We start from the raw sequence: 16,704 nt of genomic DNA on the forward strand, positions 1-16,704 counted from the left end.
CGGTTCTGGTTGGATCGGGGCATGACGACGGAGAACGAACCGGTGCTCGAATTCGCCTCCGGCGAGGAGTGGCGGAACTGGTTGGCGGACAACCACGACGACTCCTCGGGGGTATGGCTGCGCATCGCGAAGAAGAACGCGGCGAGGACCTCCGTCTCCTACGCGCGAGCCCTGGACGAGGCGCTGTGCTTCGGCTGGATCGACGCCATGAAGCGCTCCTACGACGACAGTTCCTGGTTGCAGCGCTTCACCCCGCGCAAGTCCCGCAGCAAGTGGTCGAGGATCAATCGGGAGCACGCGGAACGCCTCGTCGAAGAAGGGCGAATGTGCGAGCCCGGACACCGCGAGATCGAGCGGGCCCAGCAGGACGGCAGGTGGCAGGCGGCCTACGAACCGCAGCGCACGGCCACGGTGCCCGACGACCTGCGACGTGAGCTGGACGCCAACCCGACGGCCAAGGCGTTCTTCGACAGCCTCGACAGCCAGAACCGGTACGCCATCCTGCACCGGGTGGCCGACGCCAAGCGCGCCGACACCCGCGCCCGCCGGATCTCGCGGTTCGTCGCCATGCTGGCCGAGCGCCGCAAGTTGCACTGAGACCGGTCGCCCACCACCTTCCGCTTGACTCCGGAGGTTCCGCCGATCAGGACAACGAGTCGTCGTAGGAGGCCGTCAGCGAGCTGTCCGTCGCATCACCGGTGTTGACAACTCCACGCGGCTCCATGAGAACCGCGTGCACCTCCCCCTCGGCCACGGGACAGTGCTCCACCCCGCGAGGAACGACGTACAACTGTCCGGGACGCAGTCGAACATCGCCGCTCCGCAGCTGAATGGTCAGTTCACCGTCGACGACGAGGAAGAGTTCGTCGGTGTCCTCGTGGGTGTGCCAGACGAACTCGCCCTGGACCTTGACCACCTTGATCTCGTAGTCGTTGAGCCGGGCCACCACTTTCGGCGCCCAGTGCTCGGAAACCCGGGAGAGCTTGTCCGCGATATCAACCGGATGATCAGTCATGTCCCGAGTCTAGTGTGACTTCATCGACTCGGCTCTTCCCGTTCTCGGTCAAGGAGAATCTCTCATGGGCTCTCGCTCCACGCGACCGACATCGGGCGGCTGGATCCCTACTGCCTTGGCACTACGGACTGCCCTGGCATTCCGGGATCGGCGAACGCCCCGAACCGCACGAACCGGAAAAGTCGCGCTCTCCGGGATGACGCCGCGCGGATATTCGTGCAATTGCAGATGCATATTCGCCCCACCCGCGCGAAAACCTCACGAAGAACAAAATATCTCCGTTTTTCACGTGTTACTAATAAATGGCACAACGCGCTCACCCAAACGGGCTATTAAGCATCCCGGGAAACTGTCACTAGAGTGATTACTCATCAGTAGCACGAACTACGGAGCAAGAACCGGAATCGCGAACCGGTTCTCCTCGCCTCCGTTCCACGAGGGAGGGTTATGCCGAAACTGGCCAACAGTACCGAGTCCACCAGACTGTGGGCCGCGCTCCCCGACAATCTCGCGACCCTGTTGCGGCCCGAGATACCCAGTCTGGCTACCCAGATCCTCACCGAGATCCAACGACGCATCCCCGAGTACGCCCGCCCACTGGACCAGCACTACGTGCACGCCATACGTCGCGGTATCGAGGAAGCCCTGACCAGGTTCGTCGACCGGATCGCCGAGCCGAGCACACCGCTGCGACGCTGTGCCGAGGTGCATCGCGCGCTCGGCAAGGCCGAGATGCGGGAGGGCCGCAGTCTGGACAGCCTGCAGGCCGCCTACCGGATCGGCGCACGGCTGGCCTGGCGGCGGGTGGCGGGCATCGGCGAGCGGATACGGCTGGCACCACGCACCACCCTGTTGCTGGGCGAGGCGATCTTCGCCCACATCGACGAACTGACCGCCCTGGCGGTGGAGGGCTACGCGGCCGCGCAGGCGCGTGCCGCGGGCACGCTGGCCCGCAGGCGCAGGAGACTGCTGGAGTTACTGGTATCGGAGCCACAACCGCCGCAGCGCACCATCGAGGAAGCGGCCGTTACCGCGCAGTGGCGGGTGCCGCGGCGGGTAACCGTGGCGGCACTGGAACAGTACGACGAAACCCGCGCCGGAACCGGCACACCGTTGTCCCGTTGGAACGCCCTGGTCGATCTGGAGTGCGTCGAACCGCACGTGTTGCTGCCCAGTGACCACGGTGAACCGGACGAGATCGAATGGGAGACCGAACTGGCCGGGTGGCGGGTGGTGGTGGGTTCCCCGGTCGCACTCGACCAGGCGGGCAAATCGCTGCGCTGGTGCCGCCGGATGATGGGACTGATCCGCTCCGGCGTGTGGCCGGACCAGCACATCAACCGTTGTCACGAGGACCTGTCGAGCCTCCTGTTGCTGCAGGACGAGCATCTGATCAGGGAACTCGCCAGACAGCGGCTGGCACCGCTGAGCGGACTGCGTCCGAAACAGCGAACGCGGCTGGCCGCCACCCTGCTGAGTTGGCTGCAGACCCGTGGTGGCGCCCCCGAGATCGCCCAACGGCTGCGGGTACACCCGCAGACCGTCCGCTACCGGTTACGCCAGCTGGACGAGTTGTTCGGCGAGGCACTGCACGACCCCGAGTCCCGTTTCGACATGGAGATAGTGCTGCGGGCCTCGAACATGCTCTCCGGCGACACCGAGGACTGGTTGGCGGACTGAAAACCGCCGGTCGGAATGCCAGCGTCCCGGGCGGCGGAACCTTCTTCCCGCTCTCCCTCCGGAAGACCCGACATCGAGTGGCGACGCCTACACCCGTCGGGTTTTCCCCGCGAGAGCACGGCTTCATCCGGGAGACGGCCCGACCCGGGCGTCGATTTCTCGCGAAATCGCCGGGACGGTGGGCCCCTGGCGACAGGGGATCACAGCGGCATGGTGCTGTGTTTCTTCGGTGGGGAGTCCTCCCGTTTCGCCTCGAGCATAAGCAGCGCGTCGGCCACTCGGGAGCGCGTCAGGGAGGGTCGGATCACCGAATCCACGTACCCTCGTTCGGCCGCCACGTACGGGGTCGTCATGGTGGCCCGGTACTCGGCGATCAGCTTCGCGCGGACCGAGGCGCGGACGCCGTTGGCCTCGGCTTCCGCCAGCTCGGCGCGGTAGAGCAGCTCGACCGCGCCCTCGGCCCCCATGACCGCGATCTCGGCGGTGGGCCAGGCCAGGTTGACGTCGGCCCCGAGATGCTTGGACCCCATCACGGCGTACCCGCCGCCGTAGGCTTTCCTGGTCACCACGGTCACTTTCGGAACGGTGGCCTCGGAATAAGCGTAGAGCAGCTTGGCGCCACGGCGGATTATCCCCCGTTGTTCCTGCTCCCTGCCGGGAAGATAACCGGGTACGTCGGCGAACGTGAGCAGGGCGATGTTGAACGCGTCGCAGAACCGCACGAAGCGCGCGGTCTTCTCGGAGGCGTCGATGTCCATGATTCCCGACTGTCGCAACGGCTGGCTGGCTACCACTCCGACGGTGCGTCCCCGCACTCGACCGAAACCGCACAGCACGTTCGGGGCGAACGAGGCGTGCACCTCCAGCAGTTCACCGTCGTCGAGTACCGCCGCCAGTACCCGCCGCATGTCGTAGGACTGATTGGGTGAGTCGGGCACCACGGCGTCGAGCTCGGCCGTGGCAGCGGCGGGCTCCAGCTCCGGATACTCCGGCGGCACGGCCAGGTTGTTGGACGGCAGGAACGCCAGCAGCGTGCGCACCCAGTCGAGCGCGTCGATCTCGTCCGAGGCGACATAGTGGGCGTTGCCGCTCACGCTGCCGTTGACCTCGGCTCCCCCGAGCTCCTCGGCCGAGATGTTCTCCCCGGTCACCGAACGCACGACGTCGGGGCCCGTGACGAACATGCGTGAGGTCCGGTCCACCATCACGGTGAAGTCGGTCAGTGCGGGCGTGTAGACGGCGCCACCCGCACACGGCCCCATGACCACCGATATCTGGGGCACCACCCCCGAGGCCTTCGAGTTTCGCCTACTCAGCTCCGCGTAGTAGGCGAGCGAGACCACCCCTTCCTGGATTCGCGCCCCGCCGGAATCGTTGATGCCGACTACGGGGCAGCCCGCCTTGGTGGCCATGTCCATGATCTTGAGAACCTTCTCGCCGAAAGCCTCTCCCATGCTTCCGCCGTAGGTGGTGAAGTCGTGCGAGAAGAGGCAGATCCGTCTGTCGTCCACCGTGGCGTATCCGGTCACCACCCCGTCGCCGTAGCAGCGGTCGTCGCCCGCGTCGAACGCGGTGGGGCGCCGCAGCGTGAACTCGCCGACCTCGACGAAGGAGTCCTCGTCGACCAGTAGTTCGATGCGTTCCCGCGCGGTGTACTTGCCTTTGGGGTGCTGTTTGGTCGCCGCGACCTCGTCGGAGCGGGAAACCGCTTCGACGCGCCGTTGTTCGAGATCGTCGATGCGTTGGGACGTACCACGGGGTTCGTTGTCCGCCATGATTCACTCCCTGACTTCACTGCTGTCACCGATGCCGAGTACTCGCCGGAGGTGCTCGGCGATGACGTCGACGTGCGGTGGATCGATCATCGAGAGGTGGTCCCCGGCTACCCGTACGATTTCCAGGTCCGTGGCGTACTCCTCCCAGCCGAGTGAGTCGTCCGAACGCAGGTAGCGGGGGTCGAGGGTGGTCGTGGTGCTTTCGGAGTCGGCGGCGCGGTAGAGCACCACCGGGCCCTCGTAGCGGCCGGGTTCGTAACGTTCCGCGATTCTGGCGTCCACATAGGATGTGTACTGGTGCCGCAGCACCCCGGCGCCGATGCCGAGTTCCTCGCCCGCGAGCGCCGACATGACCCGTTCCATCTGTTCCGGTTCGTCGAACTCCTCCAGCTCGTCGACCCGAACCGGCAGCGAGACCCCGTAGGTGTGCTCGATGTGTTCGACGAACCGCCGGAAACGGCGGGTTATCAGCTCCTCGTTCGAGAGCTCCGGTACGGGCAGCGGCAGGATGGAGTCGATGAGCAGGACCGTTTCCACTTCCTCGCCCCGGTCGGCCAGTTGACGCGCCGTCTCGAAGGCCAGGCATCCGCCGAAGGACCATCCACCCAGCCGGTAGGGCCCCTCGGGCTGGATCTCGCGGATCAGCTCGATGTAGTGGGCGGCTTTGCCGGGAACGGTCTCGTACCGGTCCAACCGTTCCATCCCGTAGCAGGGCTGCTCCCCGCCGAGCCGTTCCACCAGTGGCTGGTACACGCTTGTGGGACCACCGGCGGGATGGAACAGGAACAGTGGCGTGGCCCGCCCCTCGGCGCGGAGTGTCCGTACCGGCCCGTCCGAGAGCTCGAAGGAATCACGGACGAGATCGGCCATCCGCTCGATCGTGGGCTGTCCGAACAGTGCCGGGACCTCGGCGCCCAGTCGTTCCCGCACCGCGGCGGTAACCTTCTCCGCCAGGAGTTCGTCACCGCCGAGCCGGTAGAAGTCCTGGTCGACTCCCACGTCGTCCAGTCCCAGAACCTCGCGCCACAAGTGTGCCAGCCAGCGTTCCGTGGCATCGCGCGCGCCGATCACGCGAGAAGCCGTCGGTTCGGTGTGCATCCGCGGGGTTCCCGGGGACTCGATCCCGAGGTCGGTGATCAGTCGGCTCGCCAGTTCGGTGGTGCTGCAGCCCCGCAACAGCATGGCCGGAGCGACACCGACCCCGAACTCGCGTTCGACCGCGTTGCGAGCCCGCATGGCCATCAGCGAGTCGAGCCCGAGACCGATCAACGGCCGGTCGGGGTCCACATCGGCCGCGGCCGTACCGATGATCTCACCCAACAGCCGCGTCAGCGTCGAAGTCACCGTGCGCAGTGCCTCTTCCGGGGCGAGGGCACGGAGCTGTTCGGGACCGGTACCGACAGCGGCACGCGGCCCCTCGCCCACCACGTGCCGGAAGAAGGGACGTGCGGACAGTTCGGGGAACATCCGGCCGGCCCGCTGCCCGTCGAGCCATGCCACTCCCGTAACCGGCTGCTCGGTCCCCAGCAGGGTTTCGAACGCCTCGGTCCCGGTGGCGGTGGACAACGGCCGCAGCACACCGGAGAACGCCTCGCTCGCGGCCCCCACCTCGCCCCACACTCCCCACTGCACGCTGTTACCGACCAGTCCTTGTGCACGGCGCCACCGCACCAGGTCGTCGAGAGCCGCGTTGGCGGTGGCGTAAGCAGCCTGGCCCGGTGAGCCGAGCAGGGCCGCCGCCGAGGAGAAAGTGACCCACCAGTCCGGTTCGGAGTTGAGGGTTGCCTCGTGCAGCCGTAGGCCACCCCCGACCTTGGCGTGCCAGACACGCTCCAGTCCCTGCTCGGTCGACTCGGTGAACGGACCGTCGTCCAGGGTTCCGGCGGCGTGCAGCACCCCGCACAGCGCGAGTCCACCGTCGGTGGCGGCCGCGACCAGCCGCTCGGCGGTGCCCGCTTCGCCGATGTCGCCGGTGACCACCACGACCTCGGTTCCACCGGCGCGGAGTCGTTCGATGTCGCGCTCGACATCCGGAGTGGGAGCCCGGCGACCGTTGAGCACCACCCGAGTGGCACCCCGCTCGGCCAGCCACCGGGCGAAGGTATGGCCGAGACCACCCAACCCACCGGTGATCAGGTAGGCCTGCGGGCGTACCGGGGGTGTGGCGGCCGAGATCTCCGGTCGGACACTGTGCAGCCTGGCGACGTGGCGACGCGCTCCGTCGCGACGTACGTCGTCCTCGGCGGTGTCGGCGCACAGCTCGTCGGCCAGCGCCTCCGCGTCCGCCCCGGCCCCCTCGAGGAGCGAAACACGAATCCTGGGGTGTTCGAAGGTGAGCACCCGCACCAGCGCCCGAAGCTCCGCGTTGGCCGAGCTGGTGCTGACCAGCCACAGCCTCGCGAGTGCACCGTCGTGGGTGGCCAGGAGCCGCACCAGCCTCGCCAGTCGGAGCAATCGCTCGCGAGCTGCCGAGAAGCGGGCTTCGAGGGTTTCGTGCTCCCCGATGAGAACGACCATTCCCGCGGGTGCCACGGCCTCTTTCAGGAAGCGTTCGGCCTCGTCGAACCGCTGCGGCAGCCCGTCGTCGCGCCCCCGGGTGGCACTGGTGACGCGTCGACCCCGCTCCCGCAGCCGCTGGGCCAGTTCCGGAGCCGCACCGAACAGCAGCCAGTCACCGCCACCGCGAGTGGGCGCCGGAGGCTCGGACTCCTCCCAGCACAGCCGCAATCCGGCTTCGGCGGAATCACGCGGTACGGGAGTGGCTCCCATGCGGCGTGCGCGGACCAGTCCGATCCGCAGCACCGCGCGTTCGTGCTCGTCGGCGACGAGCACGGAGCCGGTCACCTCCGGCTCGCCGGGGCGCGTGACCAGCCTGGCGTAACAACGAACCCCGGAGGGCACACGCCGGAACAGCCGCACGTCGCGCAACTCGACCGGAACGAACAGCTCGATTCCCGCGGGGCCTTCGGTACCGATCGCGGCCGCGACGAGTGTCTGCAGGCAGCCGTCAGTGAGCACCGGATGCGCGAGGAACTCCTGCACGCTTCCCGCCTCGGTCGGCAACGCGAGTTCGGCAACCGCGTTCGCGTCACCGGCGTGCGCCCGCCGCACGGGCCGGAAGGCCGGTCCGTACTCCTGGCCCGCCGCACGCAGTGCGGGGTACAGCCGCACCGGCTCGGTGCTTTTCTCGGCAACGGTGGGATCCCAGCGGAGGTGTTCCCGGTCGGTGGGGGCCCGCTCGGCGGAGGCCCGGCAGGCGGGGTCCTCGGGTGTCGTGCGCATCACTTCGGCGACCGCGTGTCGGTGCCAACCGCCGTTCGCGGAACGACTGTGTATCTCGACGGTCACACCACCGGTGCCGTACGTATCGGGCTCGTGCGGGGTGACCACCGTGGTGACCCTCAGCTCCGGAGCGAGCACGAGCATGTCGTGCAGCTCGAGTCCGTCGAGCAACAGCCGCTCCGGCTGGAGATCCAGCGCTCGGGCCGCGGCGGCCAGCGCCATCTCCAGATACCCGGTGCCGGCCAGGACCTCGGTGTCGTGCACCCGGTGGTCGGCCAACCACGGGAGGGAACCGGTCCCGATCTCGCCCTGCCAGGCGTGGCGTCCGTCGGGGAGCTCCACGTGATGTCCGAGCAATCGGTGTTCTCCCCCGGCGGCGTTCGCCCTGCCGACGGAGATCCAGTAGCGCTCGTGCTCCCATACGGGCAACGGCAACTCGGCGATGTTGCCCGTGGGCAGGCCGGGAGGTTCGGGCAGTCTTCCGTTGACGTGCAGTCGGGCGAGATTCTCACGGAACGTCGCCGTCTCGTCGGTGTCCCGGCGTGAGCCGAACACCAGCAGCGGGTCCCGCACACCCGCGTCGACCGCCGACTCCTCGACACCGGCCGTGACTATCGGGTGCGGGGCGATCTCGACGAAGGTGTCGAACCCGTCGGCCACCGCTTCCCGCACGGCGCGGTCCAGCAACACCGGGCGACGCAGGTTCCGCGCCCAGTAGTCGGCGTCGAACATCGGAATGACCCCGGATTCGTGCTCGACGGTGCTGTAGACGGGGATCTCCGGGGTGGCCGGGGCGAGATCGGCCAGTTCCTCCCGCAACCTGCCCAACAGCGGATCGACGGCGGAGGTGTGTCCGGCTCCGGCCACGTCGAGCACCCGGGCCACGCGGTCACGGCGCCGGAAATGCGCGGCCAACAGCTCGATCTCGTCGGCCGGGCCCGCGACCGTGCAGCGACGGGAGGAAGTGTGTACCGCCACGACCGCCCCTGGAAACCAGTCAGTCAGCTCGGCGATCTCGTCGGGCGCTCCCTCCAGGACCGCCATGGCACCACCGCCCGCGGCTTCCATCTCGGCCAACAGCCTGGTACGGGTGTCCATGACCCGCAGTCCCGTGCCGTAATCCAGTGCCCCGACCGCCACGGCGGCGGCCACCTCCCCCATGGAGTGCCCGATGATCGCGCCCGGGCGGGCGCCGTGGGACTTCCACAGTTCAGCCAGCGCGAGCTGGGTGCCGAACAGGCCGAGCTGGGTTCGGTACAGCCCGTCGAGTTCGGATCCCGCCGTGAGTGCTTCGTACAGCGAGAACCCGGTCACGGCGTCGAACTCGGTGTCGTGCCGTCGCAACGACTCCGCTAGGGCGGGCTCGTCCCGCAGCAGTTCGCGGCACATTCCGGGCCACTGTGAACCGTAGCCGGAGAACACCCACACCGGTTCACCCACCGATCCGCCGTTCCCACGCACCACTCCGGCGGCGTTCTCCCCAGCGGCGAGCGCGTCCAACCCCTCCGCGAGCCGGACGCGGTCCTGCCCGACGACAGCGCCGCGCCGAGCGTGCTGTCTGCGGTGCCGCAGCAGGGTGTGGGCGATGTCGGTGATCGGAGTGTCGGCGTGTCCGCGATCGCGTAGTCGTTCGGCCAACCGCGCCGCCGTCCGTCGCAGGTAGGACTCGGTACTTCCGGACAGGAACAGCGTGTGCGGTCCGGGAACTTCCCGCTCGCTCTCGGGTGGGTCCGGCCAGGACTCCAGCACCACGTGCGCGTTGGTGCCACCGAATCCGAAACCGGAGACACCGGCACGTGCGACGCCGGAGTACTCCGGCCAGGCTCGATCGTGCCCCACGACCTCCAGACGCGCGCGTTCGAAGGGAATGTGGGGGTTGGGAGTGCGATAGTGCGGTGTGGCCGGTAACCGACCGTGCCGCATGGCCAGTACTACCTTGATGAGCCCGGCGATGCCCGCCGCCGCCTCCAGATGTCCGAGATTCGCCTTGACCGAACCGAGCAGCAGCGGCCGATCCGCCGTGCGATCGGCACCGAACACCGCCCCCAGCGCCGTCGCCTCGATCGGATCTCCCAGCAGGGTTCCGGTGCCGTGGGCCTCCACGTAGTCCAGCACACCGGGATCGAGATCAGCGGTGGCACAGGCCGAACGCAGCAGTCCTTCCTGGGCCGCGGGGTTGGGTGCCATGAGCCCGTTGGAACGGCCGTCGGAGTTCACCGCGGAGCCACGGATCACCGCGTGCACCCGATCTCCGTCCCGGTTCGCCTCGGACAGCAGTTTGAGCACGACGATGCCGCATCCCTCGCCCCGGACGATGCCGTCGGCGGCGGCGTCGAAGGGTTTGCACCGCCCGTCGGCGGCCAACGCACCGGCACTGTGGAAATTGGCGGTGACCGCTGGGGACAACAACAGGTTCACCCCGCCTGCCAGGGCGGTGCGGCTCTCCCCCGCCCGCAGGCTGGCACACGCCTGGTGCAACGCCACCAGCGAGGACGAGCAAGCTGTGTCAACGGCGAGGCTGGGGCCGCGCAGATCCAGCAGATAGGACAGCCGGTTGGCGATCACGCTCATCGCGCCACCCGTTCCGGTCCACGCGTCGATCGCCCCGAGGTCCCTGGTGGTCAGCTGGTTGTACTCCGCGGCGGAGACACCCACGAAAACCCCGGTGTTCGAACCCCGCAACCGTTCGGGAACCAGGCCCGTGTTCTCCAGCGCCTCCCAACTCACCTCGAGCAGCAACCGCTGCTGCGGATCCATGACCTCGGCTTCACGCGGGGAGATCTCGAAAAACCCCGCGTCGAACGCGGCGACGTCGTCCAGATATCCGCCCGAGGTGGGGAGGTCGTCCAGCACTGCCCGCTGCCCGGGTGCGAAGTCCTGCCAACGTCGCTGGGGAACGGTTCCGACGGCATCGGTTCCCGAACGCAGCAGCTCCCAGAACCGTTCCGGGCCGTCGGCTCCCGGGAAACGGCACCCGAGACCGATCACCGCTACCGGCTCGGCAGGCTCGGTTCCGGCAACGGTCGAACCGACCGAACCGGAACCGGCCAGCGCCTCGGCCAGCCGTTCGATCGTGGGAAACTCCCAGAGCAGCGTGGCGGGAAGTGTTCTGCCCAGTAGGGTTTCCAGATCACCCGAGAGTGCCACGACTTCCCGGGAGGAGAGCCCGAACTCGTCGAAGGGTCTGTCGGTTTCGATCCGTGCGGGGCTCATCCCGGTGCGTTCGGCGATACGGTGCACGAGCCACCCGCCGAGTTCCCACCGATCAGTCATTGGCCTTCTCCGAACTCAGTTCGCCGTCGAGGTAACGCCGCCTGCACTCGCGACGCGCCACCTTGCCGCTGGATGTGTGGGGGACGGTGTCCGGTTCGAGCAGCAGCAGTTCGTGCGGGCTCACGCCGTGGGCGTTGGCGATGTCCTTGCGCAGGGCCGTTTCGGTTTCCGAGGGGAACCGTCGTTCGGGCGGAAGCGAACGGGAGTACTCGGCGGCTATCACCACCCGTTCGGTGCCGTCGACACTGACGGAGAACGCCGCGGTGTGGTGCTTGCGCACCTCGGAGCGCTCCTCCACGGTCTGCTCCAGGTCCTGCGGATAGTGGTTGCGACCATCCAGAATGATCAGATCCTTGATCCTGCCCGTCACGAACAGCTCACCGTCGTAACGAACCCCGAGATCACCGGTGCGCAGCCAGCCGGCTTCCGGTAACTCACCCGGTTCGTGCAACCGAGCTCGGAAAACCTCGGCGGAGGCCGCGCCGTCCCAGTTCCAGTAGCCCTGTCCGATGTTGGGGCCGTTCACCCAGATCTCGCCCACGGACGCGTCCGAAAGCGGGCGGTGGGACTCGGGATCGACGATGGCAACCCGCTGCCCCAGCGGGTTGCCGCAGGAGACCAGCGTGCTCGACGGGGCACCGTCGTCGGCCGTTACCGCTGTCCCCGTACCGAGGGCATCGCGGTCGAACCGAACACTCCGGGGGACGGTCCCCGCCGGGCTGGTAGCGACGAACACGGTCGCCTCCGCCAGCCCGAACGAGCAACGGTGGGCTTCCGGCCGCAGGCCGCAGGACTCGAACGCCCGGTTGAAGCGCTCCACGGTCGACGGCAGCACGGGCTCGCTGCCGTTGATCATCGCGACCACCCGGTCCAGTCTCGTCCACGCCTTCTCCCGGTCGGTCACCCTGGTCGCGGTGTAGTCGAAGGCGAAGTTGGGGGCGGCAGTGATGCAGCGCGGGTTCGCCGCGAGCTGGCGCAGCCAGCGTCCCGGCTGCCGCAGGAAAGCAGCGGGGTCCAACAGGACGGACTTGATGCCGCCCACCACGGGGGCTGCCACGGAAAGCACCAGCCCCATGTCGTGGAACAGCGGGAGCCAGCTGACGGTGGCTCCGCCCTCGACCCGCTCGCCGAAGTAGGCGGACAGGGCCTGCCGCGCGTTGGCGACCACATTGGCGTGTGTGATCCGCACGCCGGCGGGAACCCGGGTGGAACCGGAGGTGTACTGCAGGTAGGCGACATCGTCCGGCGCGGCATGTGGTGAAAGCGGCTCGGCCGACCATTCCTCCTGGATGGTGTCGACGGCCAGACACTCACGCGGCGCGCGGGTTCCGCGCTGCCGGATCACCTCCCTAACCCGGTCGAACGCGTCCTTCGTGGTCAGCACGCAGGCCGGTTCGCAATCGTCGAGCACGGCGTCGAGCCTGCCCTCCTGCCCGGGCATGTCCGGGTGGAACAGCGGAACCGCGATGGCACCGGCCCGAATGGCCCCCAGGAAACCGATGACGTACTCGATGCCCTGCGGAGCCAGGATCGCCACTCGTTCTCCCGGGTCGCAACGATGTGCCGTCCAAGCCGCCACCGCGTGCACACGACGATGCAGTTCGGAGATCGTCAACGAAGTGGTGAGACCGTCCTTGCTCGCCTCGTAGTCGACGAAGGTGATCGCGGTGGCATCCGGCCGCTCCGTCACGGAGCGGTCCAGGTGCCCGGTCAGAGTCGTCCCACCTTCGTGCGGCGCGAACTCCGCGGCCGTAAAATCCATAACACCTTCCCACGCTGGGAGCGAAACACGAATACCGACAACGAACGAAACGAAAAGCACGAAGCATCGGATACCGTAGCGGGAAAAATTTTTCACGCGACACGAGCGGTGTCAATACGAGTGAACACACGAAACAAGATAAAAGGAACAACACGCATTTTCGTGCGCATCGCGTACGATCTTCTTGTCACCCGTCTGATAATTACGAGCTAACCCCACAACGGCGGCGGAATCGCCGCACTTTCGTCGCCGAACCGGCGACACGGGACCGGTTCCTCCTCACCGCCCTCACCAACCCGTCGTGGCTAGCACGGGAAGACCGAACCCGGCAGTGCGGCGGGCCCACGTGCACATTCCCCAAAGCGGCCGTGGCACGACACCACGCGAAGCCGGGACCTCTCGACGGGCTCGCGAACCGGGAAAACGAAAAACCGACCCGAGAACGAACAGGCGCGCGGCGAACGATTTCACCGGGGAAGCGCAACGCGGGATTCACACAATCACATTCCCGTCCGATTCGCCCCGAACCGTACTACAACCGAATTTTTGCCTTCCAACAGGAAACGATACCGAATCTCCCGCCGAGAAAGATACGACGGAACACCGCCGGAGGCGGACGAAAACACCTGATTCGGCCGTGTGAGCACCGAACGCGGTCGAAGTCACTCCCGCGGCGAAACCGGGCCGGTGAAGTCGGCTCGTCGCACGCGGAACACCTGCAGCAGCAGACCGTAGTACTTGGTGGTCTCCCCGACCCATTCCATACCGAGCTTTCGCGCGGTGGAGACCGCACGCGCGTTGGAGGAACGCGCGACCGCGAATACCTCGTCCAGGTCCTGGGTGAACGCCCACCCGAGCAGCGCCCGCGCGCCTTCCGTGGCATAGCCCTTCCCCCACTCGTGCTGGCTGACCTGCCACCGGATCTCGATGTCCTCCTCGTAAGGCGGGAGCAGCCGCAGCGCGAGCCCACCGATCAGCACGTTGTCCGAGCGGCGCACCATCGCCCAGCGCCCGGCAGGCGGTGCCAGGTTGGGAGCCGATTCCACCCACGCCTCCAGCACCGAACGCATCGCACTCTGATCGGTGACGCGCTGCATCATGGGGGCGAGCCACATCGCGACTTCGGGATTGCCGTAGATGCGGAAGGCGGCATCGGCGTCCTCGACCCTCCAGTCGCGTATCCACAGCCGCTCGGTGGTCAGCGAGAGTGACGCCATACGGCCACGCTACCCGTTTCGGCCGTACTCGGCCGATCGACGACCGAGGTCTCCGAACGTCCACCCGGTGCGGGCACCGGACGAGGAAACCCCACCGCACTCGCCGTCATCCACCCCGGTCCGCGAGAGCCACCGGAGGTCCCGCCGGGCGGGAGCAGAAGAGAACCCGGGCAACACGGTCCTACTAGAATCACGTTCGACAGCGAGTCCACAGTCCAGCGACACGAGGTGAACCACGGTGGCCGCAGCTTCGCCGACAGACGCCACATCCGACGCTTCGGGGCACCGGATGCCACCGCGGTTACTCGAAGCGGCCCGCTCCGCCACCGGATTCATGCCGGATTCCGAGGGCGCGGCGTTGTTCGAAACGGCGATGACGTATCTCGCCGACGGGGTCGCCGTGGAGATCGGTACCTACTGCGGCAAATCGGCGATCTATCTGGGAGCCGCTGCCGCCGCCACCGGTGGCATGGTGGTGACGGTCGACCACCACCGGGGCTCCGAGGAGCACCAACCGGGCTGGGAGTACCACGACCCCGAACTGGTGGATCCCGAGGACGAACGGCTGGACACATTGGGGCGGTTCCGCCGCACCATCTCCGATGCCGGACTCGAGGAGCGGGTCATGGCGGTCGTGGGCGGCTCGGCCGCACTCGCCGCGATCTGGCGCACCCCGATCTCGATGCTGTTCATCGACGGTGGACACACCGACGAGGCGGCGAACGCCGACTTCGAGGGTTGGTCCCCCTGGGTACGCCGCGGCGGCGTACTGGTGCTGCACGACGTGTTCCCCGATCCCGCCGACGGCGGCCGAGCACCGTACCGGATCTATCGAAGAGCCATGGAAGGCGGCGAGTTCCGCGAGGTCTCGGTCACCGGCTCGCTACGGGTGCTGCAGCGCGTCGACGGCGGGATCGATCTCGGTTAGACAACCGCACTCGGACTCGTTCTCGCCGAGCAACCCGTCCGGTAGGCCTCGCCCGCGGAAAACACTGTTTCCCGGCGTGGTCCGGGAAAGCGCGTCGGCGGCCAGGACCACGGCGGCCGCCGTCCAGGTGGTGCGCTCCACGGGCCAGTTCTTGCCGTCACTGTACACGTAGCCAGTCCAGTAGGAGCCGTCGACCTCGCGCAGATGTTGCATATCGCGGAACAATTGGACGGCATCGGCGTGCCACCCGAGCGCGTCCAGGCTCAGCACGAGTTCACAGGTCTCGGCACCGGTCACCCAGGGATGGTCGGACACGCAGCGGGCACCGTGACCGGCGACCACGAACTCGGACCATCGAGCACGCAGCCGCTCGCATCCCTGCTCGCCGCGAAGTGCACCCCCGAGGACGGGGTAGTACCAGTCCATCGAGTAGCGGTCCTTAAGCGTGAACGCCTCCGGGTGGGCACGCAGCATGTGGCCCAACCTGCCCAGCGCGATCTCCCAGCTCGGCTGGGGACGGCCCACCACCTCGGCCAGCGCCAGCGCGCAGCGCAGACTGTGGTGGATGCTGGAACACCCGGTGAGCAGCGACTCCGGCAACGTGGCCCCGTCGACGCCGACCGCCCAACGAATCTCGCCGCGGGGCAGTTGTGCCGAGAGCACGAAGTCGAGCCCGGCCCGCACGGTGGGCCACAATCGTGCGGCGAACTCACGGTCACCGGTGATCAGGAAGTGGTGCCAGACGCCGACCGCGAGATAGGCGCAGAAGTTGGTGTCCGCGCCGTGGTCCTCGATCGCCCCATCCCGGAACCGCATGGGCCAGGAGCCGTCGGCACGCTGATTGCGCGCCGACCACTGGTAGGCCTGTTCGGCGGCGGCGAAGTGCCCGCCCGCGGACAGCGCCATGGCCGATTCGACGTGATCCCACGGATCGAGGTGGCCACCCGGGTACCAGGGAATCGCGCCGGAGGGCTCCTGAACGGCTCGGACGGATTCGACGGTGGTGGCTACCTCGGCCGCCGACAGCACTCCGTCGACTGCCGGGCCCTCAGGCAATTGTCGCCCCGGACTTGTAGAGGTAGGTGACGATGCTCTTTCCCAGCACCGGATTGAGAGCGCGTTCCAGGTTCCGGGTCAACCACGGTGCCCGGAGCATGTCCCACACCAGCAATCGGTGGTACAACCGCGTGAGCGGATGATCGCGATCGACCCCCACCGCGCACTTCAGCCACCAGTACGGCGAGTGCAGCGCGTGGGCGTAATGGTGGTGAACCGGGCGCAGCCCTGCCGAGCGCAGCCTGCCGAACAACTGCTGTCGCTGGTAGATACGGACGTGGCCGCCCTCGACGCGGTGGTATTCCTCGGAGAGTGCCCAACAGATCCGCTCCGGGAACCTGCTGGGCACTGTGACGGAGACACGCCCACCCGGTTTGAGGACCCGCACCAGCTCGTGCATCGCCTTGTCGTCCTCGGGAATGTGTTCGAAGATCTCCGAGGCGATGACGTGGTCGAAGGACTCGTCCGGAAACGGCAGGTCGAGCGCGTCGCCCTGCACCGTGGTGGCAGCCCCCGTGGCGGGCACCTCACCCGCCTGTGCCATGGCGCCGAACATGGCGGCCACGTCGGCCAGATCGGACTCGTTGTGATCGAAGGCAACCACGTCCAACCCACGCCGATAGAGTTCGAACGCGTGACGACCGGCCCCACAACCCAAATCCAGCACTCGCTGGCCCGGTCGCACTCCGAGCGTGTCGAAATCCACCGTCAGCAAC

At 67.6% G+C, this 16,704-nt stretch carries 10 protein-coding genes; 3 read left to right on the forward strand and 7 right to left on the reverse strand.

From position 1 onward, the window contains the following. Positions 1-21 precede the first annotated feature (21 nt). The gene (locus tag ACOQFL_RS05365) at positions 22-597 is read left to right on the forward strand and encodes a YdeI/OmpD-associated family protein (RefSeq protein ID WP_435542970.1); all 576 of its coding nucleotides are present in this window, start codon (positions 22-24) and stop codon (positions 595-597) included. A gap of 46 nt (positions 598-643) precedes the next feature. Here ACOQFL_RS05365 and ACOQFL_RS05370 read toward each other — a convergent pair whose 3' ends face one another. Then, the gene (locus ACOQFL_RS05370; protein WP_435542971.1) at positions 644-1,015 is read right to left on the reverse strand and encodes a cupin domain-containing protein; all 372 of its coding nucleotides are present in this window, start codon (positions 1,013-1,015) and stop codon (positions 644-646) included. A 447-nt stretch (positions 1,016-1,462) separates the two neighbouring features. On the opposite strand from ACOQFL_RS05370, the gene ACOQFL_RS05375 reads away from it, so the two are divergent. Continuing rightward, the gene (locus tag ACOQFL_RS05375) at positions 1,463-2,695 is read left to right on the forward strand and encodes a PucR family transcriptional regulator (protein WP_435542972.1); all 1,233 of its coding nucleotides are present in this window, start codon (positions 1,463-1,465) and stop codon (positions 2,693-2,695) included. Positions 2,696-2,895: 200 nt separating this feature from the next. Here the strand turns inward: ACOQFL_RS05375 and ACOQFL_RS05380 are convergent, their stop codons facing one another. The 4 genes from ACOQFL_RS05380 to ACOQFL_RS05395 all read right to left on the reverse strand — a co-directional run bounded on the left by ACOQFL_RS05380 (position 2,896) and on the right by ACOQFL_RS05395 (position 14,004). Beyond that, positions 2,896-4,470 (reverse strand): acyl-CoA carboxylase subunit beta, encoded by a 1,575-nt coding sequence (locus ACOQFL_RS05380; protein WP_435542973.1) that lies wholly within the window; start codon positions 4,468-4,470, stop codon positions 2,896-2,898. Between the two features lie 3 nt (positions 4,471-4,473). Then, positions 4,474-11,025, reverse strand: coding sequence for an SDR family NAD(P)-dependent oxidoreductase (locus tag ACOQFL_RS05385; RefSeq protein ID WP_435542974.1), 6,552 nt, complete (start codon positions 11,023-11,025; stop codon positions 4,474-4,476). After that, the gene (locus tag ACOQFL_RS05390) at positions 11,018-12,787 is read right to left on the reverse strand and encodes a fatty acyl-AMP ligase (protein WP_435542975.1); all 1,770 of its coding nucleotides are present in this window, start codon (positions 12,785-12,787) and stop codon (positions 11,018-11,020) included. The genes ACOQFL_RS05385 and ACOQFL_RS05390 overlap by 8 nt, the downstream gene beginning before the upstream one ends. Before the next feature lie 662 nt (positions 12,788-13,449). Next, positions 13,450-14,004 (reverse strand): GNAT family N-acetyltransferase, encoded by a 555-nt coding sequence (locus ACOQFL_RS05395; RefSeq protein ID WP_435542976.1) that lies wholly within the window; start codon positions 14,002-14,004, stop codon positions 13,450-13,452. Between the two features lie 289 nt (positions 14,005-14,293). Between ACOQFL_RS05395 and ACOQFL_RS05400 the strand changes: the two genes are divergently transcribed. Then, on the forward strand, positions 14,294-14,932 hold the full coding sequence (locus ACOQFL_RS05400) for a class I SAM-dependent methyltransferase (protein WP_435543356.1): 639 nt from the start codon (positions 14,294-14,296) through the stop codon (positions 14,930-14,932). Here the strand turns inward: ACOQFL_RS05400 and ACOQFL_RS05405 are convergent. Then, complete coding sequence (locus ACOQFL_RS05405; protein ID WP_435542977.1) at positions 14,888-15,988, reverse strand: prenyltransferase; 1,101 nt, start codon at positions 15,986-15,988, stop codon at positions 14,888-14,890. The two genes, ACOQFL_RS05400 and ACOQFL_RS05405, sit on opposite strands and share 45 nt — an antisense overlap. Continuing rightward, a complete protein-coding gene (locus ACOQFL_RS05410; RefSeq protein WP_435542978.1) occupies positions 15,981-16,703 on the reverse strand; it encodes a class I SAM-dependent methyltransferase in 723 nt (240 codons plus the stop codon). Before ACOQFL_RS05410 ends, ACOQFL_RS05405 begins: the two co-directional genes overlap by 8 nt. Position 16,704: the final 1 nt, after the last annotated feature.

Source organism: Actinopolyspora sabaoui (assembly GCF_051225635.1).
Taxonomy (GTDB): domain Bacteria; phylum Actinomycetota; class Actinomycetes; order Mycobacteriales; family Pseudonocardiaceae; genus Actinopolyspora.

Bases quoted from the DNA above. Each gene is read 5' to 3' on its own strand.
- ACOQFL_RS05365 (WP_435542970.1), top strand. From the start codon at position 22: ATGACGACGGAGAACGAACCGGTGCTCGAATTCGCCTCCGGCGAGGAG.
- ACOQFL_RS05370 (WP_435542971.1), bottom strand. From the start codon at position 1,015: ATGACTGATCATCCGGTTGATATCGCGGACAAGCTCTCCCGGGTTTCC.
- ACOQFL_RS05375 (WP_435542972.1), top strand. From the start codon at position 1,463: ATGCCGAAACTGGCCAACAGTACCGAGTCCACCAGACTGTGGGCCGCG.
- ACOQFL_RS05380 (WP_435542973.1), bottom strand. From the start codon at position 4,470: ATGGCGGACAACGAACCCCGTGGTACGTCCCAACGCATCGACGATCTC.
- ACOQFL_RS05385 (WP_435542974.1), bottom strand. From the start codon at position 11,025: ATGACTGATCGGTGGGAACTCGGCGGGTGGCTCGTGCACCGTATCGCC.
- ACOQFL_RS05390 (WP_435542975.1), bottom strand. From the start codon at position 12,787: ATGGATTTTACGGCCGCGGAGTTCGCGCCGCACGAAGGTGGGACGACT.
- ACOQFL_RS05395 (WP_435542976.1), bottom strand. From the start codon at position 14,004: ATGGCGTCACTCTCGCTGACCACCGAGCGGCTGTGGATACGCGACTGG.
- ACOQFL_RS05400 (WP_435543356.1), top strand. From the start codon at position 14,294: ATGCCACCGCGGTTACTCGAAGCGGCCCGCTCCGCCACCGGATTCATG.